This is a genomic window from Bradyrhizobium lablabi, assembly GCF_900141755.1.
GTDB lineage: Bacteria > Pseudomonadota > Alphaproteobacteria > Rhizobiales > Xanthobacteraceae > Bradyrhizobium > Bradyrhizobium lablabi_A.
This window is the reverse complement of record NZ_LT670844.1, coordinates 2,414,669-2,439,288: the sequence shown is the minus strand read 5'-3', so window position 1 is coordinate 2,439,288 and position 24,620 is coordinate 2,414,669. Positions and strand designations below refer to the sequence as shown.

Sequence of the window (24,620 nt, the reverse complement as noted above, 5' to 3'; positions counted from 1 at the left end):
CATTACCTTAATGCGTCGCGCCAGCCGCGATCGGGTCCATCCCGCTCTTGACGATCACGTCGCGGGCGGCGGGGGAAGCCAGAAACTTGATCAGCGCCTTTCCGGCTTCGGGCTCTTTGGAGACGGTCGCGATCCCAGCTGAAAACACCGTGATCTGCTGCAGCGCGTCGGGCAACGGCCCGACAATGTCGATGCCGGCGACGGGTTTTAATTCGCTGATCTGCTGAAAGCCGATCTCGGCGTCACCGTGCGCCACGATTTCACCCACCGGCGTTGCGGGAATCTTCCTGGCCTTGTCCTTCATCTCGTCGGCAATGCCGAGCTTTTTGAACATTTCAGTCGAAACATAGACGCCGCTGGCGCTGTCGGAATAGGCGATGGTTTTCGCCGCCAGCAGCGCGCGCTTGACCGATTCCGCCGAGGAGATGTCGGGTTTCGGCGCGCCGGCTTTCACCGCGATCCCGATCGGCGATTTCACGAGATCGACGCGGCTGTCGGCGTTGACCTTGCCCTGCTTGATGAGGTCGCCGAGCGCATAGCCGACCATGATCAGGACATCGGCGGGCTCGCCGCGTTCGAGCCGCACCGGGATCGCGTTGACCGTGGTGCCCATCGAGGGCCCGTATGCGATCAGCACCTTGTTGCCGGTCGTGCGCTCGAACTCCGGTACCAGCTCCTTGAAGGCCGCCGTCAGTCCGCCGGAGATCATTACCCGGACCTCGGCCGCGCTCGCGGTGCCCGCCAGCAGCAGCGCGGCGGTGACGCCGAGTGCGAGACTGCGGATTTTTACGGATACAAGACTCATGGTTATTCCTCCCGGGACGGCTCTTGAGCGGTCGTCCTTGATTACCCGAGACGATCGTAGCGGGCAAATCGGAGCTAGCCTGGAGTTACTGCTTCCGCTCTTCCGTCATTCCGGACGGTCCGCGACGCGGACCGATCCGGAATCTCGAAGCAACGGCGCGAGATTCCGGGTTCGCGCGTTTCACGCGCGCCCTCAGATGTGCAATTGCACATCGGGGAATGACGGGCTTACGAATTGACGTGCACGAAATCCCGCAGCAGCGGATAGATTTCGTTGTTCCAGCGGCGGCCAGAGAACACGCCGTAATGGCCGACGCCGGCCTGCATGTGATGCACCCGGCGATAGGCGCGCACGCCGGTGCAGAGATCTTGCGCCGCCAAGGTCTGGCCGATCGAGCAGATGTCGTCCTTCTCGCCTTCGACCGTCATCAGGCCCATCCGTTTGATCGAGGCGGGGTTCACCGGGCGGCCGCGATAGGTCAGCTTGCCCTGCGGCAAAAGGTGTTCCTGAAACACGTCGCGGATGGTTTCGATGTAGAATTCCGCGGGCAGGTCCATCACCGCGAAATATTCATCGTAGAACGTCTTGATCGTCTCGGCCTTTTCCGTCTCGCCCTTGGCCAGATGATCGGCGAGATCGATGTGCTGCTTGATATGGCGCTCGAGATTCATCGAGACAAAGGCGGTGAGTTGCACAAAGCCCGGGTAGACCTGGCGGAACGCGCCCTTGCACTGCACCGGCACGTAATTGATCAGATTGTCCTCGAACCATTTCAGCGGCTTGCTCTTGGCGAACTCGTTGACCTTGGTCGGCTGGATTCGCGTATCGATCGGCCCGGCCATTAGCGTCAGCGTCGCAGGGCGCGCAGGGTGATTGTCTTCCGACATGATCGCGGCCGCCGCCAGCGCCGATACCGACGGCTGGCAGATCGCGACCATATGCGCGCGCGGGCCCAGTTGATCGAGAAAGTCGATGAGGTGCTCGGTATAATCGTCGAGACCGAACCTGCCCTGATTGACGGGAATGTCGCGCGGGTTATGCCAGTCGGTGATGTAGACGTCGTGGTCCTGCAACAGCGTCTTCACCGTGCCGCGCAACAGCGTGGCAAAATGACCGGACATCGGCGCCACCAGCAACAGGCGCGGCTGCTCCGGCGAATTCTCCTTCTTGAAATGTAAGAGCGAACCGAACGGCGTCGCGTAAGCGACTTCCTCGGTCACCTCCAGTTCCTGGTTACCGACCAGCACCTTGTCGATGCCGTAAGCCGGGCGCGCATAGGTGAGCGAGGTGCGCGAGATCAGCTCCAGCGCCGCCGCGAGCCGCCCGAACAGTTTGTCGGAGACGCCTTGCGGAACCAGATTGAGATATTTCAGCGCATGAGCAGCCCCGCTCCGCCATGGCGCCGTGAGGTCCATGTGGTTCTGATACGCCTGATACATCATAGACATCATCCGGATCCGCCCCTGCCCGTGTTGCTATGCAATATCGAAGCCAGAGCGGAGTCAATCAGCCTTGTAAATTGGCACGTCGCTTGCTGCGCAAAGCCCGTAATGTGTAGATTATGGGCGCTTGGCCGCGGCACGCTTCGGCGGGAAGCGGTGCCCGCATGGCCCTGGCGGGCGTTCAGGTGTGAGGAAGAGCCAAATGGCGAAAGCGACACTTACCATCAGCAGCAAGAATTATTCTTCCTGGTCGCTGCGCGGCTGGCTGCTGACCAAGTTTTCCGGGCTCGAGTTCGAAGAGATCATCACCGCGCCGGACGATGCCTCGGCGCGGGCCGAAATCCTCTTGCTGTCGTCGTCGATATTGGTGCCGTGCCTGCGCCATGACGGCGTTACCGTATGGGATACTCTGGCGATTGCGGACTATCTCAACGAGGTCATGCCGGATGCCGGCCTATTGCCGGCGGACCGCATCTTGCGGGCGCATTGCCGATCGATCTGCGGCGAGATCCATTCGGGATTCACCACGCTCCGCGCCTCGCTGCCGGTCAATCTGAAAGGTCATTTCCCCGGCTTCAAGATCTGGTCGCGCGCGCAGGCCGATATCGATCGGGTCTGCACGATCTGGCGCGAATGCCTGGCCAAGTCCGGCGGGCCGTTCCTGTATGGCGAACGCACCATGGCGGACGCCATGTACGCGCCGGTGGTGACCCGCTTCACGACCTACGACGTCAAGCTCGAGCCCCGGCTCAAGGCCTATGCCGACATGATCATGGCGATGCCGGAGATGGTGGAATGGATCGCCGCCGCCAAAGCCGAGCCTGCCGACATCGAGGAGCTCGAGGTCGAATATTAGGCACCCAGATGCCTGTTTGAAGGGCTCAAGCATCGGGCAGCCTTGCTCAACTTGCTGCCATCCAGGCCGCTTCGACAGCCTGCTCCGCCGCCGCGGCGACGCCGGGCTTAAAATCGTTGAGCTCAAATTTTGGCTTCGATCCAAGAGCTTCGGCGTGTTCGCGGCAGCGCTTGTGGAAACCGCCGCGCTGCAACCGGGCTGGCGTGATTTTCGCATAGCACAATGATGGTTCGAACGCGCCGATCCGCGCTGCCAAAAAATTGGACGCCGGCGATCGTCGCGATCGCGCGAAAAGAGCGGTGGAGGCATTGAGATGAATCAGCACGCGGTCGTCAGCAAATTTTCCCACGTCAAACCAACCGATACCGAATTCACGGGAGGGGGTTTGCGCGACTTCTTCCTGTACCGCGATCTCGGCATTGCGGACGCCACCGGCGGCCAGGTGATCTGCCATCTGGTCAAGGCCAATGCCGACATGCCGCCGGAAGAAGGCACCGGCTGGCACAAGCACGAATGCGACTTCCAGATCGTCATCATGATGAAGGGCTGGGCCCGCTTCATGTACGAGGACAAGCCGACCCTGGTGCAGGCCGGCGACGTCGTGCATCAGCGGCCCGGCATCGTGCACTACCTGTTCGATTACTCGCCCGACATGGAGTATCTCGAAATCGTCAGCCCAGCCGATTTCAAGACCGTCGACGTGCCGCCGGCCGTCGACAAGGTGCCGCCAGTGACGCCCTGGAAATAACGACGCCCTGGAAATAACGGCCGTCTTCGGGGGGAGTTAATGTTTATCGACGGCCGCGGGCTTGCGGCCGTCACAGCACCGCTGGATGTGGTGCGCCGTCCAGGCTTGAAGCCGATATCTAGCCGTGAACATCGGGGTACGCAGCTTCACGGCTGATTCGGGCGCGATTCGTTCCGCCCGCGTTCCAAACCTTAAGCCTTGAGTGCAATTCCCGGCGGTTTCCGTCGCATTTTGGCACAGCGCGCCCTTACGGCTGCGCGGTTCCCCTGGGGCGCTGCAGGCGCCAGCCGACCACGGTCGCCTCGACGGTGCCGCCGGACTCATGGTTGCGCCATTCCCCATCGACAAAGCGGCAGGCGAACGGCAGCTGATAGGTGCCGCTGTGGTCCTCGCACAGAACCTGCACCGGCAGATCCGGCGGCGGTTGTCCGTTGCCATCGAATTCGGCCAGTCGTCGTTCGCGCGTTGCCATTTTATTGATTCTCCGAAAAAGTCTTGGCCACGGACCTCAACGCGCGATTGAGGTTTCCGTATGATATCCTGGCTTTCGTTCCACATTGCTCGCAACAAATTGACTGTAGTGAGCGCTCGCTGACAATGAGGGATCTTGATGATCGGCCGGATCGCGCTCGTCGCATCGCTGGTTTTTGCGCCCAGCGTGCTGGCGCCGGCGGGCGCGCGGGCGCAGGACGTCCCCGGCATCGAAATCTGCACCGTCGAAAAGACCATGGAACGGCGCACCTCTTGCCTGCAGAGCAATGTCGATTTCCTGCAGAAGACCATCACCAAACTTAGCGCCGACCATCAGCAGAAGCTCGAGGCCGCCAGGGCGCAGATCGAGGGGCTGAAGGCGACCGTTGCGGGCTTGCAGAAGACCGTCGACGATCTGCAGGCTGCGCAGAAGAAAGCGGCGGAGGATTTGAAGAAAAAGGCCGACGCTCCGCCCGCCAAGGATGGCTCGCCGCCGGTCAAGGATGGCGGCAAGTAGGGATCTCGGGCGGCGCGGCTACTGGGTCCCGATCTCGCCGCCGATCGCGGCGCCGAACAACTCGCCATGTTCACCGTTGAATCGCGACATCTGCATCTGCTCGACCGGGAAATAGTCAGTCGGGCTGGTGTTGATCCTGATGCCCGGCAGCAATAATCCGAGTTCGAAATCTCGGAGATTGGCGGCCTGTCGCATGATGTTCTCGCGGGTCAGTTCGTCGCCGCATTGCTTCAGCACCTGAACCATGGTCTGCGCGGTCAGATAGCCATAGACGCTGAAGGTGCTGGTCTTGTCGCCTTCCGGGAAATACTTGTCCATGAAGTTGGCCCACTCCTTGATGGCGGGATCGTCCTTCCAGGTGGGGTCGGTCGGGTCCTTCAAATAGTTGGTCGACAAGATGCCCTTCGAGTTCTCCAGTCCGGCGGGCCTCAGCACCGAGCCGACGGAATTCGAGATGCTGGCAAGGAACAATGTGGGCTTCCAGCCGATCTCGGCCGCCTTCCGGATCGCCTGGGCGGCAAATTTCGGCGAAGCCTCGTTGAAAAAGATATCGGCGCCCAGGGTTTTCAACGTCACGATCTGACGTTCGACCGTAGGGTCCGTGGGCTCATAGGGGATTTCGCCAACGATCATCCGTGCGGCCGCCTCTGCGCCGAGCCCGTCTTTGAGGCCCTTGAGATAGTCGCGGCCGGAATCGTCGTTCTGGTAGAGGACGCCGATTTTTCCCTGAGGCAGGTTTTGCAGAATGTATTTTGCGTAGATCCGCCCCTCGGTCTGGTAGGTGGGCTGCCAGCCCATGGTCCAGGGGAAATTCTTCGGATCGCCGAATTTGGTGGCGCCGGTGGCGACGAAGAGCTGCGGCACTTTCTTGTCATTCAGGTATTTCTGAATCGCGTTGTTGGTTGGCGTGCCAAGGCTCTGGAAGATCAGCAGCACCTCATCGCTTTCCACGAGCTTGCGTGCCTGCTCCACGGTCTTCGCCGGGCTGAAACCGTCGTCATAGGAAACGAAGTTGATCTTTCGGCCGTTGATGCCGCCCTCGGCGTTGAGCTTCCTGAAAAAGGCCTCCTGCGTGCGGCCGATCAGCGCGTAGGCCGACAGCGGCCCGCTATAGGGCATGATGTTGCCGATTTTGATCTCGCTGTCGCTGGCACCGAGGTCGTATTTCTTCTGCGCCGCGGCAGGATCGATACTAAATGAAAGGCCGAGCAGGACAAACGCCAGTACAATGCCGCGGGTGCGCGCCATCTCGACCTCCCTTATGCCGTCGGCTGTTGCCGATCGTTAAGGCAGTCTAGGGTCGGGGCGTTGGACTTGTCCAGCGATTGCGGCTTCCGTTCCTTCATTTCGCGCCGGAGCGCACGCTCAACCTCACACCATGAAAAATCCGTCATGAGCATGGGCAAAGGCCGCAAGCGCGTCGTGGTTGACCGGGGCGATCGAGCCGCCATGGTGGACAAGATCGAAGCTAAACGTCTGGCCCGCGTCGAGCGAACCGTCAGGTTTCTGCCCTTTGATGGTTTCGGTCACTTTGGCATAGTCGAAGGCGAGTGCCGTATCGTGGCCGCTATCGGCGGCGTAGCCGGCGAGCGTGACATTGTTGAGTGTGAGATCGTAAACCTTCTGCGGCGTGCCTTCGCCCAACTTCAAGCCCACGAGTTCTACGCTCTGGATATGCTTGCCGGTGGCGGCATCCTTGAGCAAGGTGACGAGACCGGGCGATGATCCTGCGATATCGACCATCAGCGGATCGAACTGCGCTTTGCTGGAACTGCCGCCGGCGCCCCCGTTGCTCAGCCTGGTCAGTTCGTTGAAAGCGAACTCGTCAACGGTGAAGTCGCCCTGATAGCCCTTGATCATCGAATCGCCGGTTACCCCATCGACCTTCAAGAGATAGGTCAGCGCGGGCCCGACATGGGAATGAGCAAAGGCCGCGAGGGCGTCGTGGTTGACGGGGGCGATCGAGCCGCCATTGTGGGCAAGATCGAAGGTAAACGTCTGGCCCGTGTCGGGCGAGCCGTCCGGCTTTTGGCCTGTGATGGTCTCGGTCAACTTGCTGAAGTCGAACGCGAGTGCCGTATCGTGGCCGCTGTCAGCGGCGTAGCCGGCCAGCGTCACGTGGTTGAGCGTGAGATCGTAGACTTTCTGCGGCGGGCCGTCGCCGGACGGCTTCAGGCCGACGAGTTCCACGCTCGGGATTTGCTTTCCGGTGGCCGCATCCTTGAGCAGGGTAACGAGACCCGGCGACAATCCTGCGATATCGACCGTCAACGGATCGAACTGGGCCTTGCCGGCAACGGCGCCAGCACCACCATTCGCAAGCTTGGTCAGCTCATTGAAGGTGAACTCGTCGACGGTGAAGTAGCCCTCATAGCCGTGGACCTTTGAATCGCCGGTCGCTCCATCGATCTTCAAAAGATAGGTCAGCGCGGGCTCAACATGGGAATGGGCAAAGGCTGCGAGGGTGTCGTGGTTGACGGGGGCGATCGAGCCGCCATTGTGGGCAAGATCAAACGTGAACGTCTGTCCCGTATCGAGCGAGCCGTCGGGCTTCTGGCCTGTGATGGTCTCGGTCAGCTTGGTGAAGTCGAAGGCAAGCGCCGTATCGTGGCCGCCGTCGGCGGCATAGCCGGCCAGCGCGACATTGTTGAGCGTGAGATCGTAGACCTTTTCCAACGCGCCTTTGTCCGGTTTCAAGCCGACGAGTTCTACGCTCGGGATATGCTTGCCGGTAGCGGCATCCTTGAGCAGGGTGACGAGACCCGGTGACAATCCTGCGATGTCGACCATCAGCGGATCGAACTGCGCCTTGCCGGCACTGCCGCCAGCGCCACCATTGGCGAGCTTGGTCAATTCATTGAAAGTGAACTCGTCGACCGTGAAGTAGCCCTCATAGCCGGCGACCTTTGAATCGCCGGTTACCCCATCGACTTTCAGAAGATAGGTCAGTGCAGGCCCAATATGGGAATGGGCAAAGGCCGCGAGGGTGTCGTGGTTGACCGGGGCGAGCGAGCCGCCATTGTGGGTAAGATCGAAGCTAAAGGTCTGGCCCGTGTCGAGCGAGCCGTCAGGCTTCTGTCCTTGGATGGTCTCGGTCAGCTTGGTGTAGTCGAAGGCGAGTGCCGTATCGTGGCCGCTGTCAGCGGCGTAGCCGGCCAGCGTGACATTGTTGAGTGTGAGATCGTAGACCTTTTCCAGCGTGCCTTTGTCCGGCTTCAATCCGACGAGCTCCACGCTCGGGATGTGCTTGCCGGTAGCGGCGTCCTTGAGCAGGGTAACGAGACCCGGCGACAATCCGGCGATGTCGACCATCAACGGATCGAACTGCGCCTTGCCGGCACTGCCGCCAGCGCCACCATTGGCCAGCCTGGTCAGTTCGTTGAAGGTGAATTCGTCAACGGTGAAGTAGCCCTCATAGCCCTTGATCGTTGAATCGCCGGTCACCCCATCGACCTTCAAGAGATAGGTCAGCGCGGGCCCAACATGGGAATGGGCAAAGGCTGCGAGGGTGTCGTGGTTGACCGGGGCGAGCGAGCCGCCGCCACGGGCAAGATCGAAGGTAAAGGTCTGGCCCGTGTCGGGCGAGCCGTCGGGCTTCTGGCCTGTGATGGTCTCGGTCAACTTGCTGTAGTCGAACGCAAGTGCAGTATCGTGCTTGCCGTCAGCGGCATAGCCGGCCAGCGTGACATTGTTGAGCGTGAGATCGTAGACCTTGTCCAGCGCGCCTTTGTCCGGTTTCAAGCCGACGAGCTCCACGCTCGGAATGTGTTTGCCGGTGGCCGCGTCCTTGAGCAGGGTGACGAGACCCGGTGACAATCCGGCGATGTCGACCATCAATGGATCGAACTGCGCCTTGCCGGAACTGCCGCCAGCGCCACCATTGGCCAGTTTGGTCAGTTCGTTGAAGGTGAATTCGTCGACGGTGAAGTAGCCCTCATACCCCTTGATCGTTGAATCGCCGGTCACCCCATCGACCTTCAAGAGATAGGTCAGCGCGGGCCCGTTATGGGAATGGGCAAAGGCTGCGAGCGCGTCGTGGTTGACCGAGGCGATCGCGCCGCCGCCATGAGCGAGATCGAAGCTAAAAGTCTGGCCAGTATTCGGCGAGCCGTCAGGATTTTGCCCTGTGATGGTCTCGGTCACCTTGCTGTAGTCGAACGCGAGGGCCGTATCGTGCTTGCCGTCCGCAGCATAGCCGGCCAGCGTGACGTTGTTGAGCGTGAGATCGTAGACCTTTTCCAACGTGCCTTTGTCCGGCTTCAATCCGACGAGCTCCACGCTCGGGATGTGCTTGCCGGTAGCTGCGTCCTTGAGCAGGGTAACGAGACCCGGCGGCAATCCGGCAATGTCGACCATCAACGGATCGAACTGCGCTTTGCCGGAACTGCCGCCAGCGCCACCGTTCGCCAGCCTGGTCAATTCGTTGAAGGTGAATTCGTCGACGGTGAAGTAGCCCTCAAAACCCTTGATGGTCGAATCGCCGGCTATTCCATCAATCTTCAAAAGATATGTCAGCTGTGCATTTGCCATCGATAATCTCCCTAAAGCGAGAGGCGACTAGCAGCTTGGTGACAGCACGTTCAAAAAAATTTTTGGTTCAATCCCTGTCTTTGAAGAGCAGCCAAAATAATCCACGGCTGATTGGATCACAAGTAGAGCTGATCGAACCGCAGTGCAGCATCTCTTCCAGGAGACGTTTAACACGCGCCCGAATTTAGCTGCAGCTTCCGCCGGCGGCATGTGAATTCCTTCACACATGCCAAAAATGAAATGGCGCATTCCGCCCAGACGGAATGCGCCAGATTGTCACAATTCCTTGGAATTGAACCTAGCTCTTTTCCCCTGACATGATCGGTCCGAACAAATCCCAACTTTCGCCCTTGAAGCGCATCATCTGCAATTGCTCGAGCGGGGCAAAATCGGTCGGGCTGGTCTTGATCTTGGTGCCGGGCAGGTACACGCCGATCTCGAAGTTCAGGCTTGCCGCCTGCCGCATGACGTTTTCCCGGGTGAGGTCGTCACCGCACTGTCTCAAGACCTGCTCCAGTCCCTTCGCCACGCCGTAGCCGAATGTGGTCGACGCGTCCTCCTGATCGCCTTCGGGATACCACTTCGTCATGAAGGCCCGCCATTCGTTCATGGCTGGATCCTTGTTCCATTGCGGATCCTTGGGGTCCTTCAGATACGCCGCGCTGAGAATGTCCTGGTCGAATTCATAGCCGGCCGGCTTCATCACGCCGCCGACCGAAGCCGACACGTTGGTGAGGAACTGCACCGGGTGCCAGGCCAGCTCGCCGATTTTCTTGATCGCCTGCGCGGCAAATTTCGGCGTCGCGACATTGATGAAAATGTCGGGGTTCGCACCCTTGATCTGCACGACCTGCGAATCCACCGTCGGCGCAGTTGTCTCATAGGAGCTTTCGACGACGATCAGCTTGCTGGCCTGGTCGCCTAATCCTTCGTGCATTCCGATCACGTAATCTTTTCCGAAATCGTCGTTCTGATAGAGAATGCCGATGGTCTTGCCGGGATAATTCTTCAGGATGTAGGCGGCATAGATGCGGGCCTCGACCTGGTAGCTGGGCTGCCAGCCGATGGTCCAAGGAAAGTTCTTCGGATCGTTCCACTTGGCGGCACCGCTCGAAACAAAGACTTGCGGCACCTTTTTCGCGTTCATGTATTTCTCGATCGCGCTGTTGCTCGGCGTACCCAGCGGATTGAAGATCAGGAGCACCTCGTCGGACTCGACCAGCTTGCGCGCCTGCTCGACCGCCTTCGGCGGGCTGTAGCCGTCGTCATAGCTGATGAAATTGATCTTGCGGCCGTTGATGCCGCCTTCGGAATTGAGCTTGTTGAAATAGGCGGCTTCGGTCTTGCCGATGGTCGCATAGGCCGACGCCGGTCCCGAATACGGCATGATGTTGCCGATCTTGATCTCGGTATCGGTCGCGCCGGGATCGTATTTTTTCTCTGCAGTAGCGGCGCTGCTCGCGACCGCAACCGCAAAAATTCCCGCAAGGCATAAGGATTTGACGTGGCTCAAGACACGGTAGTGCATCATCGTCCTCCCTGACGTCATTGCCGAAGCTCAGGCCGCCTCTTTGTGGGGCAGCTCGTTGAGCCATCGGAGCTGAATGCCGCTTGAGTATGCATGATCGGGGCGAGGTTGCCAGCGACGGCTGCGCTGCTATTTTCCGTGGGGTGGAAGAAGGCGTCAGTCTGAGAGCGTCCGGTGACGGTTCCGTGAAGCGGGCCATCAGAGCAAGGACTGTCAAACGCAACGCAGGTGACCCAGTAAAAAGGCCATCGCTTCGCATGAGGGCTCATCGTCCATGAATCCAGCCCAGAAGGCGCTCTGGTTTATCGAAAGCCATCTGGCCGACCCGTTGACGCTTGACGAGATCTCGGGCGTCGCCGGCGTCTCGCGCTTTCACATGGTCCGCTCGTTCGCCGCGGCGACCGGGTTTTCCGTCATGCGTTACGTCCGCGCCCGCCGCCTTTCGGAAGCCGCGCGTGCGCTCGCGAACGGCGCGCCCGACATCCTCACTTTGGCGCTGGATGCGGATTACGGCTCTCACGAAGCATTCACCCGCGCCTTCCGTGACCATTTCGGGGTGACGCCCGGGGCGGTGCGCAGCCTGGCGTGTATCGACCACATCAAGCTTCAGGAGCCGATCCAGATGGATTCAACCGCCGCAGACAATCTTCAACCGCCGCGTTTTCAAACCTCTAAGCCGCTGCTCATCGCCGGTCTCAGCGATCGCTACAGCCACGAGAACGGTGCCGGCATTCCCAACCAGTGGCAGCGTTTTCATCAATCCGTCGACAGGATCCCGGGGCGGATCGGGAAAGTCGCTTATGGCGTCTGCTGCAATGGCGACGATGCCGGCAATTTCGACTATATCGCCGGCGTCGAAGTTTTGGACTTCTCCGACCTGCCGCGCGAATTCGCAAGCGTCCGGATTCCCGAACAGCGCTACGCGGTCTTCACCCATCGCGACCACATCTCCACCATTCGCCGCACCGTCAACACGATCTGGAATCACTGGCTGCCGGCATCGGGATTGAAGGCGGCGGATGCCCCCAACTTCGAGCGCTATGACGAGAAATTCGATCCGCTCACCGGCCATGGCGGGTTCGAGATCTGGGTGCCGGTCAGGGAGTAGAGCGTTTTCAAGCGAAGTGGATACCGGTTCGCGTGAAGAAAACGCGTCAGACTAGAGCCGATTCGGTTCTGATCTAATCAGAACCGAATATCCGCAACGCTGGGCTGCCTTGCGCAGCCTGATGTCGGCTTGGCAAGCGATATCGACTTTGTCATAACGTTGCGCAACGAAATCGTTGCGCGCGCGGAATGAGCCTCAAATCCGCCGGCGCCCAAGAAAAGCCAGGGGATTCCGAATGCCCGATGTCCGCGTTCTTGCTACCGGTCTTGAATTTCCCGAAGGCCCGGTTGTCATGCCGGACGGATCGGTGGTGCTGGTCGAAATCCGCGGCCGCCGGCTGACCCGGGTCTGGCCGGATGGACGCAAGCAGGTGGTCGCGCAAATTCCCGGCGGCCCCAATGGCGCCGCGATCGGGCCCGACGGCAAATGCTACATCTGCAATAATGGCGGCTTCAGCTGGACCGCCTCGCGCGGCACCATGATGCCGGGCCCGCCGTCGCCTGCCGAATATATCGGTGGCTCGATCCAGCGCGTCGATCTTTCAACCGGCAAGGTCGAAACCCTGTTCGACAAATGCGGCGAGCATCCCCTGAAGGGGCCGAACGATCTCGTATTCGATAGACACGGCGGGCTGTGGTTCACCGATTTGGGCAAACGCCGTGCCCGCGACATGGATGTCGGCGCGTTCTATTACATCAAGCCGGGGATGAAGGAGATCGTCGAAGGCTCCTTCGGCATGCTGCCGGCCAACGGTATCGGATTGTCGCCGGATGAGAACACGGTCTATGTCGCGGAGACGCCGACGGCGCGGCTGTGGGCGTTCGACCTCGCAGCACCAGGTGAGGTAAAACCGCGCGATGTCATCTATCGCGGCGAACGCGGCAAGCCGATCGCGGGGCTCGGCGGTTACCAGATGTTCGATTCGCTCGCGGTGGAGGCTTCCGGCAATGTCTGCGTCGCGACCTTGATCTCGGGCTGCATCTCGGTGATCGCGCCGGACGGCAAGGTCGTCGAGCAGGTGCCGACCGGCGATCGCGTCACCACCAACATCGCCTTCGGCGGACCGGAGCTGAAGACCGCCTACATCACGCTGTCGGGCAAGGGCGAGCTGATTGCGATGGACTGGGCGCGGCCCGGCCTGCCGCTGAATTTTTTGAACAAGTGATGATATTGGTTTCCGTCATTGCGAGCGAAGCGAAGCAATCCATCGCACCGCGAAGCAGAATGGATTGCTTCGTCGCAAGTGCTCCTCGCAATGACGGCCTAAAAAGCGGAGTAACTAATGCCCTGGCCTGAACCGGTAACGCTGAGCGGTCCCTACGCGCAGCTAAAACCCCTGTCACACGATCATGTCGATGGGCTCGTCGAGGCCGTGAAGGACGGCGAACTGTGGAAGCTCTGGTACACGTCCGTCCCTCGCGCCGAAGACATGGGCAAGGAAATCGATCGCCGGCTTGGCCTGCAGGCGTCGGGCTCGATGCTGCCCTGGACCGTATTCGACGCCGACGGCAAAATCGCCGGGATGACCACTTACATGAACGTCGATGCGCCGAACCGGCGCGTCGAGATCGGCTCGACCTGGTATGCGCAGCGCGTGCAGCGCAGCGCAGTCAATACGCAGTGCAAATTGTTGCTGCTCGGCCACGCGTTCGAAAAGCTCGACTGCATCGCGGTCGAGTTCCGTACGCATTTCTTCAATCACCAGAGCCGGCGCGGCATCGAACGGCTCGGCGCCAAACTCGACGGCATCCTGCGCAACCATAGTATCGCGCCGAACGGCACGCTGCGCGACACGGTCGTCTACAGTATCATCGCCAGCGAATGGCCGACGGTGAGGGCGCATCTGAATTATCAACTGAATGAAAAGGCGCGGTAGCTTACCGCCAGAAGCCAGAGATGACCGAGACATTCGACTATGTGATCGTGGGCGCGGGCTCCGCCGGATGCGTGCTGGCGAACCGGCTGAGCGAAGATGCCTGCAACAGCGTCTGCGTGCTGGAGGCGGGCCCCAAGGATTGGCATCCTTACATCCATCTGCCGGCGGGTTTCATAAAAACCTTCCACATGAAGGGCATCAACTGGGCCTACCAGCAGGAGCCGGGCCCGTGGACCGGCGGCCGGAAGATCTACGCGCCGCGCGGCAAGACGCTCGGCGGCTCCTCCTCGATCAACGGTCACATCTACAACCGCGGCCAGCGCCAGGATTTCGACACCTGGGCGCAGCTCGGCAATCGCGGCTGGGGTTATCCGGACGTGCTGCCTTATTTCAAGCGGCTGGAGCGGCGGGTCGGCGAGGGCGAGGATATTTTTCGCGGCCGCGAGGGCAATCTCACCGTTACCACCATGGACTGGAAGGATCCGCTCTGCGAGGCCTTCATGGCCGGTGCGATATCGCTCGGCATCCCGAAAAACCCCGATTACAACGGCGCGATCCAGGAGGGCGTCTCGTACGCCCAGCGCACCATCAAGAACGGCCTGCGCGTCAGTGCCGCGACCGCGTTCCTGCATCCGGCGGAGAAACGGCCCAACGTCCATGTCCGTACCCACGCGCATGCGACTGAGATCATCTTCGAGGGCAAGCGCGCGGTCGGCGTGCGTTACATCAAGGGCGGCAAGGGCGGTAAGCCGTTCGAGGTGCGCGCCAACAAGGAAGTGATCCTCTCCGGCGGCACCTACAACTCGCCGCAACTCTTGCAATTATCCGGCGTCGGATCGCCTGACCTGCTGCGCTCGCACGGCATCGTGGTGCGCCATGCGCTACCGGGCGTCGGCGAGGGATTGCAGGACCATTACGCGCCGCGCTCGGTCGCCCGCGTCAAGAACATCAAAACCATCAACGAACGCCGGCGCGGGCTGAGCCTCGCGCTGGAGGCGATCAAATGGGCGACGACGCGGCGCGGCCTGTTGTCGCTGTCGCCGACCATGGTCTACTGCTTCTGGCACTCCGGCGAGACCACCGAGAGCTCCGATCTGCAATTGACCTTTACGCCCGCGAGCTACAAGGAGGGCGTGCAGGGACAGCTCGAGGACGAGCCCGGCATGACCGTCGCCTCCTGGCAGCAGCGGCCCGAAAGCCGCGGCTATGTCCGCATCCGCTCCGCCGATCCGTTTGCGCCGCCGATCATCCAGACCAATTATCTGGTCGCCGAACTCGACCGCCGCGTCATCGTCGCCGGCATGAAGCTGGCGCGGCGATTGCTCGCCTCCGCGCCGCTTGCACCCTATTACGCCTATGAGGATTTTCCCGGACCGGGCGTGCAGACCGACGACGAATTTTTGGGCGCCGCGACGCAGCGCGGTACCACCACCTTCCATCCCGGCTGCACCTGCCGCATGGGCCCGGCCGACAGCTCCTGGGCCGTGGTCGACGATCAGCTGCGTGTGCACGGGCTGCAAGGTTTGCGCGTGGTCGATGCTTCCATCATGCCGCGGATGATCTCGGCCAATCTCAACGCCTCGACGCTGATGATTGCCGATAAGGCGTCGGACCTGATCCGCGGCCGCACGCCGCTGGAGGCGGTCGCTGTTCCCGGTGCGGGCGTCTGAGGTAAGTTTCCGTCATTGAGGAGCCAACGGGTCGCGCGAACGCGCGCCCGGTGACAGGCTCCGCGACGCGGGTCGCGCTGTCTCGGCAGGCATCGATTGAACCCGGTCCAGCAGGGCATGGCAGTAGTCCAGGGTCAATTCCCGATCGCCATACAAGATATGATAGATGATCGGCGCCACGACGTGGTCGATCACCTCATCGATATCGAAAGCCGCTTCGCCGCGCGCTTTCGCTCGCGAAACGATGGTCGTCAGATGTTCGCGGGTAAAGCCTCCGCACTGGACCGGGTAGGTTTCCCCCGGCGGGGAAAACACATCCCTGACCAGCGCCCGGCCGACCGGCGATGACATCTCTTCCATAAATTGTTCGATGAAGGCCCGCAGGTCTGAGGTCACTGCGCCGGTGTCTTCGGGATCGGCGATCGGCCGCAACCGCTCGACGGCGACATCGGCCAGCAGCGCCGCGAGGTCGCCCCATCGCCGGTAGATCGTCGACGGTGTCACGCCGGCCTCGGCAGCTATTTGCGGCACCGTGAGCTCATCGCGATCGGTCTCGGCGCTGAGACGCCTCACCGCGTCATGCACCGCGCTTTGGATTCGAGCGCTCCGTCCTCCGACCCGAACGCGTTCCTTGACGGCCACTGTGGTGCTCCCTGCAACCTTGCCATGCCAAAAGGAAGGTCGATCTTAACGCAAATAATTTGCTTTAAGGCCTCGGTCCGCATAACTAAAGCAATATATTAGCTTTAGGAGCCTCCGTGCAAGCCTGCCCAGTAAGCCCCCAGTGTGATGCGTCCGCCAAAACCCTCCCCAGCAAATCCCAGGGCTGGACCCGCTCCCTGGCTCCGGGCGCCATGACGTTGTTCAGTTTCGCAGGGGCGATGCTGATCGCCGCGAGCAGCGCCGCGGTCACGCCGCTTTATCGGCTCTACCAGGAGTCGATGCATCTCACGCCGTTCTGGATCACGATCGTATTTGCGACCTACGTCGCAAGCCTGCTTGCCGCCCTGCTGACGGTCGGCGGATTGTCCGATTATGTGGGACGCCGGCCTGTGATCCTGGCGGCGCTACTCCTGAACGCCGCAGCGATGATCCTTTTCGCGGAGGCCCGGGACGTCGGGCAATTGATTCTGGCACGCGCTGTCCAGGGACTTTGCGTCGGTGTCGGCACAACTGCGTTAGGCGCGGCGATCCTTGATACCAATCGCGCGCGCGGTCCTCTGCTCAACAGCGTCACCGCCTTTCTGGGTATGACCGCCGGTTCATTGGGAGCTGCGGCACTGATTACCTTCGCGCCTGACCCGCTGCACAGGGTCTACGACGTTCTGCTTGGTCTGACCGCGCTGATGATCGCGCTGCTCTGGGTCATGCCCGAAAGTACCACGCGAAAGGCCGGCGCGCTGGCGTCGCTGCGCCCACAAGTCAGCGTGCCAACTCAGTCGAGGTCTGTCCTTATCAGGCTCACGCCCGCCAACGTGGCGGCCTGGGCGCTCGGCGGCCTCTACCTCTCGCTGATGCCGACCGTGGTAGCGACGGCGATGGGTGTCCACTCGCCCTGGGTCGGTGGCGTCGTGGTGTCAGCGCTGATGTTAACGGCGGCGGTCGCGGTAGCGAGGTTCAGGGACTGGCCGGCCCGGCGGCTGATTTTGACGGGCACCAGCACGTTGCCGTTGGGGGTAGCGGTCTCGATGTTCGGAATCCAGCAGCAGCAGGTCGCCGCGCTCTTGGCCGGGACGGTGATCGCCGGAGCGGGATTCGGATCGACCTTCTCGGGAACGCTGCGCGCGTTGCTGCCCACGGCAGGGCCCCATCAGCGCGCCGGGCTTCTCTCGGCGTTCTATCTGCAATCCTATCTGGCGTTCAGCCTGCCGGCGGTCGCCGCTGGACTTTCAGTCCCGCTGATCGGGCTTTCCACCGCCGCGTATATTTACGGCGCCGTCATCATCCTGCTTGCCGTCATATCAATGATGGCTTCGCTTTGGACCGATCGTTAAGGCGCCGCCTCGCTTCGATGGAATGCTCAGTCGTCATGGCCGGGCTCGTCCCGGCCATCCACGTCTTTCTTGCTTACGTGCAGCAAAGACGTGGCAGAATGCTCTATTTTATTGGCTGCATTCTCAGTCAGACTCTCGGGATCAGGTCTTCCTAAACCCTCATGGTGAGGAGCGCGGCAACGGCGCGCGTCTCGAACCATGAGGCTGTTGGTGGGTGATGATTCGACCCGCCCGGAATATGCTCTACCGGTGCGCGCGTCCTACGACGCGTAGCCCGCCGCTTCACGCAGATAGCGGGCCTGGAGGTGCACGAGCCGATCGCGGGTGATGTGGCCGGCACGCTGCAAGGCAATCAGCATGCACTCGATCTCGTCGAGGTTGACGGTGTCGCTAGAAAGACGCGTGATATGGTTTGCCAGCAGGTCTGATTGCGAAAATCCATTAACCGTGTCAAAAAAGCTCGCCCATAGGTCTGCCCTGCGCCGGAAGTCCGGTGCCGTTTGGTCGCGAAGCTACACTTCCCGCCGGCTCAAGAACGCCAGCCGCTCGAACAGATGCACGTCCTGCTCGTTCTTCAACAGCGCGCCGTGCAGCGGCGGGATCAGCTTGCGCGGGTCGCGCTCCCTGAGCATTTCGGGCGTGATGTCCTCGTTCAACAAAAGCTTCAGCCAGTCCAGAAGCTCCGAGGTCGACGGCTTCTTCTTCAGGCCCGGCACTTCGCGCACCTCGAAGAAGATCCGCAACGCTTCTTCCACCAGGCGTTTCTTGATGCCGGGAAAATGCACGTCGACGATGCGGTTCATGGTGTCGACGTCGGGGAACTTGATGTAGTGGAAGAAACAGCGCCGCAGGAACGCGTCGGGCAATTCCTTCTCGTTGTTCGAGGTGATCATCACGATCGGGCGCAGTTTCGCCTTGATGTTCTCGCCGGTCTCGTAGACGAAGAACTCCATGCGATCGAGTTCGAGCAGCAGGTCATTGGGGAATTCGATATCAGCCTTGTCGATCTCGTCGATCAAAAGCACCGGGCGCTTCTCGGCCGTAAAAGCATCCCATAATTTGCCGCGCTTGATGTAATTGGAGATGTCGGAAACCCTGGCATCGCCGAGCTGGCTGTCGCGCAGGCGCGACACCGCGTCGTATTCGTAGAGGCCCTGCTGCGCCTTGGTGGTCGACTTGATGTGCCAGGTCAGAAGCGGCGCGCCGATCGCTTTCGCAACTTCCTCGGCCAGCACGGTCTTGCCGGTGCCGGGCTCGCCCTTCACCAGAAGCGGGCGCTCGAGCACGATCGAGGCGTTGACCGCGACCTTGAGGTCATCGGTGGCGACATAGTCTTTGGTGCCGGTAAATTTCATCGAGCATTTGCCTTGTCGGTTATTTTTCAGCAGCAAGGATGCGCCGCTAAGCAAGCAGGAATCGAGCCAGATTGCATGGGGTTTTCGGGGATGAAGCTATGCGTCAAACGCGCCTGATCAGCGAGAGAATGACGAGAACGATCACCGCGCCGACGGTAGCATCGATGATTGCGCCGAGCGTACCGGAAGCGAGCACGACGCCCAGTTGCGGCAACAGCCAGCTTGCGACCAGCGCGCCGATGATGCCGACCACGATGTTTCCGATCAGCCCGAAACCGGCGCCGCGCACGATCAGCCCGGCGAGCCAGCCGGCGATCGCGCCGATCACGAGTGCCGCTAAAATACCCATTGATGATGCCCCACATATAATGCCCTGTCGGCTCAATTCTAGTTGAAAAACCCGGCAGGTCTAGGCTGCCGGGCAGGTGATTTTGGTGAGCACGCTGCCCTGATCCGCGGCCCAGCCCCTTGACGTTCGCGGTCCAGCGAGCAATCTGTAGCCCATGTTCCTGCAATTTTTCACATCGCTGCGCGACGCGCAGGTCCCGGTGACCTTGCGTGAATATCTGACGCTGATGGAGGCGCTTGACGCCGACCTCGCCGAGCAGACGGTGGAGAATTTTTACTACCTTTCGCGCGCGGCGTTGGTGAAGGACGAACGCAATCTCGACAAGTTCGATCGCGTATTCGGCACCGTGTTCAAGGGGCTGGAAAGCCTGCTCGACGCCATGGAGAAGGCGGACATTCCGGCCGAATGGCTGAAGAAGCTCGCCGAAAAATATCTCACCGAGGAAGAGAAGAAGCAGATCGAGGCGATGGGCTGGGACAAGCTCATGGAGACCTTGCGCCAGCGCCTGAAGGAACAAAAGGGCCGGCATCAGGGCGGCAACAAATGGATCGGCACCGCAGGCACCTCGCCGTTTGGGGCCGAGGGCTATAATCCCGAAGGCATCCGGATCGGGCAGGAGAAGAACCGCAACAACCGTGCGGTGAAGGTATGGGACAAGCGCGAATTCAGGGATCTCGACGGCAATGTCGAGCTCGGCATCCGCAACATCAAGATCGCGCTCCGGCGCCTGCGCAAATTCGCCCGCACCGGCGCACCGGATGAACTCGATCTCGACACCACGATCAAGGAGACCGCCAACCACGGCTATCTCGACGTCCACATGCGCCCCGAGCGGCGCAACGCGGTCAAGGTGCTGGTGTTCTTCGATATCGGCGGCTCGATGGATTCGCATATCGAGCAGGTCGAGGAATTGTTCTCGGCGGCAAAGACCGAATTCAAGCACATGGAATATTTCTACTTCCACAACTGTCTCTATGAGGGCGTGTGGAAGCAGAACCGCCGGCGCTTCACCGACCGCACGCCGACCTGGGATGTGCTGCACAAATATCCGCACGACTACAAGGTGGTGTTCGTCGGCGATGCCTCGATGTCGCCTTACGAGATCATGGTCCCCGGTGGCTCGGTCGAGCATGTCAACGAGGAGGCCGGATCGGTCTGGCTCGATCGCATCACCCGCACCTATCCGCACGCGGTGTGGCTCAATCCGGTGGCGCAGAAGCACTGGGACTATTCGGAATCCACCACCATCATCCGCCGGCTGTTTTCGGACCGCATGTTCCCGATCACGATCGAGGGCCTCGAAGGCGCAATGAAGGAATTGGTGCGGTAACAGACTAGTCGTCGTTCCGGGGCGCGCGTTAGCGCGAACCCGGAACCTCGAGATTCCGGGTTCGATGCGGAGCCTGTCATCGGGCCGGCCGTAGGCCGGACCCGTTGGCATCGCCCCGGAATGACGGAGCGAGAGGTATGATAAAATGCCCCAGACCATTCACCGCGGTATAAAATCCCTGATCGATGAGGCCAATGCGCAGATCGAAACGGTGAGCGCATCGCAGGCCATCGAGGCCGCCAAGGGCGATGACGTCGTGATCGTCGATATCCGCGATCCCCGCGAGATCGAGCGCGATGGCAGGATTCCCGGCGCCTTCTCCTGCACCCGCGGCATGCTGGAATTCTGGATCGACCCGGCGAGCCCCTACGCAAAGCCGGTTTTTCAGCAGGACAAGAAGTTCATCTTTCACTGCGCCGGCGGCATGCGCTCGGCGCTGGCAGCAAAGACCGCGCAGGACATGGGACTGAAGCCGGTCGCCCATATGGGCGGCGGCTTTGCCGCCTGGCGCGATGCCGGCGGGCCAATCGAGAAATGGGAACCGAAGAAGCCGAAGGGTTAGGGTATCCTCGTCATTCCGGGGCGCGCGCCAGCGCGAACCCGGAATCTGGATCGATTAAACGACGGCGAGATTCCGGGTTCACGCCTTCGGCGTGCCCCGGAATGACGAGCAGGGAGACATGCGCCATGACATCACCAACCGACGATCCCCTTGTCACCACCGACTGGCTCGCCGCCCGTCTCGACGACCCAAAGGTCAAGATCATCGACGCGTCCTACAAGATGCCCGGCGTGCTGCCGCTGCCCGCGGACGATTATCTCGCCGCGCATATTCCGGGCGCGGTGTTTTTCGATGTCAACGCCATCGCCGATCGCAACGACAAGCGGCCGCATATGTATCCGGACGCCGCGCAGTTCGCGCGCGACGTCGCAGCGCTCGGCATTTCCAATGGCGACACCGTGGTCGCCTATGATTCCGGCACTTGGGTCGCCGCGCCGCGGGCGTGGTGGATGTTCCTGTCGTTCGGCCATCCCAACGTGAAAGTGCTGGATGGCGGACTGCAGAAATGGCTGCGGGAGGGACGCCCCACCCATTCCGGCAAGGTCACCGCGACACCCGGAAAATTCCAGGCCAGGCTCGATTCAAGTTTCGTCCGCAGCCAGCCGCAATTGATCGGCAATCTCAAGACGCAGGCCGAGCAATTGGTCGATGCGCGCCCGCGTCCGCGCTTCGAGGGTACGGTGGCTGAGCCGTGGCCGGGCCGCCGCTCCGGGCACATTCCCGGAAGCCGCAACGTACCCTATGCCGAATTGTTCGACCCAAAGACCGGCGCGATGAAGCCGCTTGAGGAATTGCGCCAGGCGTTTGCAGGCGCCGGCGTTGACATGACAAAACCGATCGTGACCACCTGCGGCTCCGGCGTCTCCGCGCTGGTTCTGACGCTCGCGCTCTATCGGCTCGGCGTGCGCGGCATGGCGCTCTATGACGGCTCGTGGGCTGAATGGGGTCTGCCCGACGGACCGGAGGTCGCGACCGGGCCGGCCTGAACAAGCGATCAGGGGGTGCGCGCCGGCGTCGGCGCGAAGGGTTGCGTGAACGGGCTCGCCGGCTGCTGAGTGACCTGTCGCGCGAGACGGGCGCGTGCGGCAATCTTTCGGCGCTGCGCTGCCCGCCGCGACTGCGCCCGCTTGTTGATGGCGCTGCCGTCAGACTTGGCGTCGGCGCTCTTTGCCGGCGGCTGCGCCTCGATGGCGACGGGCGGGCCGCCAAGCGTTGCGATTTTGATCGCGGCGATGTCGGCCGCCGCCGATGTGGGCGCAAAGGCCGGGTCGGGTGCGGCCGGGGTGGCTTCAGATGCAACGGCGGCGACTTCGTTCGCCGGCGGCGGCAAGGCTTGCTCGGTCGCTGCGATCCTGGTTTCGGCCGCAGGCGCAGGTGCCTCCGCTGCGACGGCCGCCTCGGTTTGCGCCGGCGCTATTTCGGTGGGTGGCGAGTCTTGCGCGGCCGGCATTTCCGGTTTTGCCACCTCCGCCGGCAATGGTTGCTCGCTCAACGCCGCGGTCGTTTGGGGCTCAGCAGGTGCCGCCGCGGCCGGGGCCTGATCGGCTGGAGGCGCGGCCGAGGGAACATTATCCGGCGCTTGCTCCCGCTCCACGGGCGGCGGATCGACATGCAGTAGCGCCACCACCGGTCGCGTGGCCTCGCTTTGCTGCGCAAACATCGTCTCGGGGGTCGCGTGCCAGGATGGATTGCTGACGAATTGCTCGTGCGCCGCGCGCAGCAATGCCGCCGCGCCGAGCCCGAAGATCAGGATCGACATCGACAGCACGATCGCGGCGAACAAAAAACGAAAGCCGGGCAGCATGGAGAGGACGAGTTCCGCCTTTTGAGCGAAGGCCGTTGAGCGATTGGGAACGCGGTGACCACAAAACAGGCCGCGTTCGCGACGCGGCCGGCACCGCCGGCGCGAGAGCGAATCAGGCTCGATCGAGAATACCGCAACGGCCCTTCGCCGCTTGTTAAAAATCCGCGCCGCGAAGATCTGCCGGCACCGCCGATAACGCTTCTTTAACCTTGTGCGGCTTCGCTGCAACGGTGTTCACGATCATTACAAATGACGGGAATCTGACGTGATTTCGAGGATTTGTCTTGAATGCGCCGCTATCTTCGGCCAATTGCCACTGACGGTCCGGTGTGGGCTCGGGGCTATACAAGAGCGATGATGACCAAACGCATTCTGACGATTTGCACTGCCGTGGCAGCTGTCGCGGCGGGAACCTCGCTCGCGCTGGCACAGTCCTATCCGCCACCCCCCGGCGGTGTTTATTCGACGGCGCCGCAGCCGTATGTCCCGGGTGGCTACCCCGCCGACTATCGTCGCGGACCGGGAACGCCGGATTTCGATGCGTTGGACGATGACGAGGCGATGAATTCCCCGGCGCTGCCGCCGCCCGGCCCGGTGCTTTCGCCGGACGATCCGCGTTACGGCCGCCGTCCCGTCTATACCGACCGCAGCACGCCTCCCGCTCCGATGCCCACCGGTCCGATCCTGTCGCCGGATGACCCTCGTTACGGCCGCCCGGATGGACCCCCGCCGGCCTATACCGACCGGAGCGGCGCGCCGACCGGTCCGATCCTGTCCCCCGATGATCCGCGCTACGGCCGTCGCGACGGACCGCCGCCCGTGATCTATTCCAACCGCGCTCCCGAAGACGGCGCACCTCGTCCGCCGGAGACGGTTGGCGGCCAAGGCAGCGTTACCGGATCGGTGCAGCCGCAGCAGCCTCCGGTCGGCGCCGACGGCAAGCCGATGGTGCTATCCGCGCTGCCGCCGGACGAGCAGCCGGAGGTCGCGCCGGTGCAGCTCGCGCCGAACCTGCGCCGCCAGGAAGTGGCTTTCGCTACCAAGGAACCGGCGGGAACGCTGATCGTCGATACCCCGAACACCTATCTCTATTACGTGCTGGGTGGCGGGCGCGCGATCCGCTACGGCGTCCGCGTCGGCCGCGACGGATTTACCTGGACCGGCGTGCAGAAAATCTCGCGCAAGGCCGAGTGGCCGGATTGGCATCCGCCGCCGGAGATGATCGACCGCCAGCCTTATTTGCCGCGCTTCATGGCGGGCGGCCCGGGCAATCCGCTCGGCGCGCGCGCAATGTATCTCGGTAACACGGTCTATCGCATTCACGGCACCAACCAACCCTCGACGATCGGCAAGTTCGTCTCCTCGGGCTGTATCGGCATGCTGAACGAGGACGTCTCGGACCTGTTCGACCGCGTCAAGGTCGGCACCCGCGTGGTCGTGCGGCCCGGCGGCCCGCCGCCGGGAACCACCACCGCGTCGGCCCAGCCGCTGCCACCCGGGCCGCTGTCGCCCGGACCCGCAGGTGCCGCGCCGCCACCCGCCCAAGTACCCGCCCAAGTATCGGGCGTCGCCCCCGGCACCCAGCCGACCGTCGTGCCGCAGCTGCCGGCGCCGGTGACGGTGCGCTAACCGGTAAGATCGGCAAACACCATCCAAAAAAGGCGCGCCGCGGCGC

The 24,620-nt window shown here is 61.9% G+C and carries 22 protein-coding genes; 12 read left to right on the top strand and 10 right to left on the bottom strand.

What is annotated here, in order from left to right; genetic code table 11:
• Positions 1-7: 7 nt before the first annotated feature.
• Entirely contained in the window at positions 8-805 is a 798-nt protein-coding gene (locus B5526_RS11390; RefSeq protein WP_079538276.1) for a substrate-binding domain-containing protein, read from the bottom strand.
• 227 nt (positions 806-1,032) lie between these two features.
• The gene (locus tag B5526_RS11385; protein ID WP_154071259.1) at positions 1,033-2,256 is read right to left on the bottom strand and encodes a polyhydroxyalkanoate depolymerase; all 1,224 of its coding nucleotides are present in this window, start codon (positions 2,254-2,256) and stop codon (positions 1,033-1,035) included.
• 193 nt (positions 2,257-2,449) lie between these two features.
• Between B5526_RS11385 and B5526_RS11380 the strand changes: the two genes are divergently transcribed.
• Positions 2,450-3,103: a glutathione S-transferase family protein gene (locus B5526_RS11380; protein WP_079538275.1), complete on the top strand. Its 654-nt coding sequence runs from the start codon at positions 2,450-2,452 to the stop codon at positions 3,101-3,103.
• Positions 3,104-3,416: 313 nt separating this feature from the next.
• Positions 3,417-3,851, top strand: a complete 435-nt coding sequence (locus B5526_RS11370; RefSeq protein WP_079538273.1) for a cupin domain-containing protein — start codon at positions 3,417-3,419, stop codon at positions 3,849-3,851.
• Positions 3,852-4,098: 247 nt separating this feature from the next.
• On the opposite strand, the gene B5526_RS11365 is transcribed toward B5526_RS11370, so the two are convergent.
• Positions 4,099-4,323 (bottom strand): hypothetical protein, encoded by a 225-nt coding sequence (locus B5526_RS11365; protein WP_079538272.1) that lies wholly within the window; start codon positions 4,321-4,323, stop codon positions 4,099-4,101.
• Between the two features lie 138 nt (positions 4,324-4,461).
• On the opposite strand from B5526_RS11365, the gene B5526_RS11360 reads away from it, so the two are divergent.
• A complete protein-coding gene (locus B5526_RS11360) occupies positions 4,462-4,839 on the top strand; it encodes a hypothetical protein (protein ID WP_079538271.1) in 378 nt (125 codons plus the stop codon).
• Between the two features lie 18 nt (positions 4,840-4,857).
• Here B5526_RS11360 and B5526_RS11355 read toward each other — a convergent pair whose 3' ends face one another.
• The 3 genes from B5526_RS11355 to B5526_RS11345 form a co-directional block, all read right to left on the bottom strand.
• A complete protein-coding gene (locus B5526_RS11355; protein ID WP_079538270.1) occupies positions 4,858-6,087 on the bottom strand; it encodes an ABC transporter substrate-binding protein in 1,230 nt (409 codons plus the stop codon).
• Between the two features lie 123 nt (positions 6,088-6,210).
• On the bottom strand, positions 6,211-9,369 hold the full coding sequence (locus B5526_RS11350) for a type VI secretion system tube protein Hcp (RefSeq protein ID WP_079538269.1): 3,159 nt from the start codon (positions 9,367-9,369) through the stop codon (positions 6,211-6,213).
• 298 nt (positions 9,370-9,667) lie between these two features.
• Entirely contained in the window at positions 9,668-10,900 is a 1,233-nt protein-coding gene (locus tag B5526_RS11345; RefSeq protein ID WP_079538268.1) for an ABC transporter substrate-binding protein, read from the bottom strand.
• A gap of 271 nt (positions 10,901-11,171) precedes the next feature.
• On the opposite strand from B5526_RS11345, the gene B5526_RS11340 reads away from it, so the two are divergent.
• The 4 genes from B5526_RS11340 to B5526_RS11325 all read left to right on the top strand — a co-directional run bounded on the left by B5526_RS11340 (position 11,172) and on the right by B5526_RS11325 (position 15,551).
• Positions 11,172-12,005: an AraC family transcriptional regulator gene (locus B5526_RS11340; protein WP_079538267.1), complete on the top strand. Its 834-nt coding sequence runs from the start codon at positions 11,172-11,174 to the stop codon at positions 12,003-12,005.
• A gap of 235 nt (positions 12,006-12,240) precedes the next feature.
• Positions 12,241-13,170 carry an SMP-30/gluconolactonase/LRE family protein gene (locus B5526_RS11335; RefSeq protein WP_079538266.1) on the top strand — a complete coding sequence of 310 codons (930 nt, stop codon included), beginning with the start codon at positions 12,241-12,243 and terminating at the stop codon, positions 13,168-13,170.
• Between the two features lie 117 nt (positions 13,171-13,287).
• Positions 13,288-13,881 carry a GNAT family N-acetyltransferase gene (locus B5526_RS11330; RefSeq protein WP_079538265.1) on the top strand — a complete coding sequence of 198 codons (594 nt, stop codon included), beginning with the start codon at positions 13,288-13,290 and terminating at the stop codon, positions 13,879-13,881.
• Positions 13,882-13,901: 20 nt separating this feature from the next.
• The gene (locus B5526_RS11325; protein ID WP_079538264.1) at positions 13,902-15,551 is read left to right on the top strand and encodes a GMC family oxidoreductase; all 1,650 of its coding nucleotides are present in this window, start codon (positions 13,902-13,904) and stop codon (positions 15,549-15,551) included.
• 12 nt (positions 15,552-15,563) lie between these two features.
• Here B5526_RS11325 and B5526_RS11320 read toward each other — a convergent pair whose 3' ends face one another.
• Positions 15,564-16,193, bottom strand: coding sequence for a TetR/AcrR family transcriptional regulator (locus B5526_RS11320; protein WP_079538263.1), 630 nt, complete (start codon positions 16,191-16,193; stop codon positions 15,564-15,566).
• 212 nt (positions 16,194-16,405) lie between these two features.
• On the opposite strand from B5526_RS11320, the gene B5526_RS11315 reads away from it, so the two are divergent.
• Positions 16,406-17,545 carry an MFS transporter gene (locus B5526_RS11315; protein ID WP_079538262.1) on the top strand — a complete coding sequence of 380 codons (1,140 nt, stop codon included), beginning with the start codon at positions 16,406-16,408 and terminating at the stop codon, positions 17,543-17,545.
• Between the two features lie 512 nt (positions 17,546-18,057).
• Here the strand turns inward: B5526_RS11315 and B5526_RS11310 are convergent.
• Positions 18,058-18,900 (bottom strand): AAA family ATPase, encoded by an 843-nt coding sequence (locus tag B5526_RS11310; protein WP_079544918.1) that lies wholly within the window; start codon positions 18,898-18,900, stop codon positions 18,058-18,060.
• A 103-nt stretch (positions 18,901-19,003) separates the two neighbouring features.
• Complete coding sequence (locus B5526_RS11305; protein WP_079538261.1) at positions 19,004-19,249, bottom strand: GlsB/YeaQ/YmgE family stress response membrane protein; 246 nt, start codon at positions 19,247-19,249, stop codon at positions 19,004-19,006.
• 154 nt (positions 19,250-19,403) lie between these two features.
• Here B5526_RS11305 and B5526_RS11300 point away from each other — a divergent pair, with 154 nt between their 5' ends.
• The 3 genes from B5526_RS11300 (at position 19,404) to sseA (ending at position 22,127) form a co-directional block, all read left to right on the top strand.
• The gene (locus B5526_RS11300; RefSeq protein WP_079538260.1) at positions 19,404-20,579 is read left to right on the top strand and encodes a vWA domain-containing protein; all 1,176 of its coding nucleotides are present in this window, start codon (positions 19,404-19,406) and stop codon (positions 20,577-20,579) included.
• A gap of 145 nt (positions 20,580-20,724) precedes the next feature.
• Positions 20,725-21,141: a rhodanese-like domain-containing protein gene (locus B5526_RS11295; protein WP_079538259.1), complete on the top strand. Its 417-nt coding sequence runs from the start codon at positions 20,725-20,727 to the stop codon at positions 21,139-21,141.
• A gap of 125 nt (positions 21,142-21,266) precedes the next feature.
• Positions 21,267-22,127 (top strand): 3-mercaptopyruvate sulfurtransferase, encoded by an 861-nt coding sequence (gene sseA, locus B5526_RS11290; RefSeq protein ID WP_079538258.1) that lies wholly within the window; start codon positions 21,267-21,269, stop codon positions 22,125-22,127.
• A gap of 8 nt (positions 22,128-22,135) precedes the next feature.
• Here the strand turns inward: sseA and B5526_RS11285 are convergent, their stop codons facing one another.
• Positions 22,136-22,945 (bottom strand): hypothetical protein, encoded by an 810-nt coding sequence (locus B5526_RS11285; RefSeq protein ID WP_079538257.1) that lies wholly within the window; start codon positions 22,943-22,945, stop codon positions 22,136-22,138.
• A 354-nt stretch (positions 22,946-23,299) separates the two neighbouring features.
• Here B5526_RS11285 and B5526_RS11280 point away from each other — a divergent pair, with 354 nt between their 5' ends.
• Positions 23,300-24,574, top strand: a complete 1,275-nt coding sequence (locus B5526_RS11280; protein ID WP_172842199.1) for a L,D-transpeptidase — start codon at positions 23,300-23,302, stop codon at positions 24,572-24,574.
• Positions 24,575-24,620 lie beyond the last annotated feature (46 nt).

What these genes read in the sequence shown, in the direction of transcription:
- B5526_RS11390 (WP_079538276.1), bottom strand. Translation starts at nt 805, where the DNA reads ATGAGTCTTGTATCCGTAAAAATCCGCAGTCTCGCACTCGGCGTCACC.
- B5526_RS11385 (WP_154071259.1), bottom strand. Translation starts at nt 2,256, where the DNA reads ATGATGTCTATGATGTATCAGGCGTATCAGAACCACATGGACCTCACG.
- B5526_RS11380 (WP_079538275.1), top strand. Translation starts at nt 2,450, where the DNA reads ATGGCGAAAGCGACACTTACCATCAGCAGCAAGAATTATTCTTCCTGG.
- B5526_RS11370 (WP_079538273.1), top strand. Translation starts at nt 3,417, where the DNA reads ATGAATCAGCACGCGGTCGTCAGCAAATTTTCCCACGTCAAACCAACC.
- B5526_RS11365 (WP_079538272.1), bottom strand. Translation starts at nt 4,323, where the DNA reads ATGGCAACGCGCGAACGACGACTGGCCGAATTCGATGGCAACGGACAA.
- B5526_RS11360 (WP_079538271.1), top strand. Translation starts at nt 4,462, where the DNA reads ATGATCGGCCGGATCGCGCTCGTCGCATCGCTGGTTTTTGCGCCCAGC.
- B5526_RS11355 (WP_079538270.1), bottom strand. Translation starts at nt 6,087, where the DNA reads ATGGCGCGCACCCGCGGCATTGTACTGGCGTTTGTCCTGCTCGGCCTT.
- B5526_RS11350 (WP_079538269.1), bottom strand. Translation starts at nt 9,369, where the DNA reads ATGGCAAATGCACAGCTGACATATCTTTTGAAGATTGATGGAATAGCC.
- B5526_RS11345 (WP_079538268.1), bottom strand. Translation starts at nt 10,900, where the DNA reads ATGATGCACTACCGTGTCTTGAGCCACGTCAAATCCTTATGCCTTGCG.
- B5526_RS11340 (WP_079538267.1), top strand. Translation starts at nt 11,172, where the DNA reads ATGAATCCAGCCCAGAAGGCGCTCTGGTTTATCGAAAGCCATCTGGCC.
- B5526_RS11335 (WP_079538266.1), top strand. Translation starts at nt 12,241, where the DNA reads ATGCCCGATGTCCGCGTTCTTGCTACCGGTCTTGAATTTCCCGAAGGC.
- B5526_RS11330 (WP_079538265.1), top strand. Translation starts at nt 13,288, where the DNA reads ATGCCCTGGCCTGAACCGGTAACGCTGAGCGGTCCCTACGCGCAGCTA.
- B5526_RS11325 (WP_079538264.1), top strand. Translation starts at nt 13,902, where the DNA reads ATGACCGAGACATTCGACTATGTGATCGTGGGCGCGGGCTCCGCCGGA.
- B5526_RS11315 (WP_079538262.1), top strand. Translation starts at nt 16,406, where the DNA reads ATGACGTTGTTCAGTTTCGCAGGGGCGATGCTGATCGCCGCGAGCAGC.
- B5526_RS11310 (WP_079544918.1), bottom strand. Translation starts at nt 18,900, where the DNA reads ATGAAATTTACCGGCACCAAAGACTATGTCGCCACCGATGACCTCAAG.
- B5526_RS11305 (WP_079538261.1), bottom strand. Translation starts at nt 19,249, where the DNA reads ATGGGTATTTTAGCGGCACTCGTGATCGGCGCGATCGCCGGCTGGCTC.
- B5526_RS11300 (WP_079538260.1), top strand. Translation starts at nt 19,404, where the DNA reads ATGTTCCTGCAATTTTTCACATCGCTGCGCGACGCGCAGGTCCCGGTG.
- B5526_RS11295 (WP_079538259.1), top strand. Translation starts at nt 20,725, where the DNA reads ATGCCCCAGACCATTCACCGCGGTATAAAATCCCTGATCGATGAGGCC.
- sseA (WP_079538258.1), top strand. Translation starts at nt 21,267, where the DNA reads ATGACATCACCAACCGACGATCCCCTTGTCACCACCGACTGGCTCGCC.
- B5526_RS11285 (WP_079538257.1), bottom strand. Translation starts at nt 22,945, where the DNA reads ATGCTGCCCGGCTTTCGTTTTTTGTTCGCCGCGATCGTGCTGTCGATG.
- B5526_RS11280 (WP_172842199.1), top strand. Translation starts at nt 23,300, where the DNA reads ATGATGACCAAACGCATTCTGACGATTTGCACTGCCGTGGCAGCTGTC.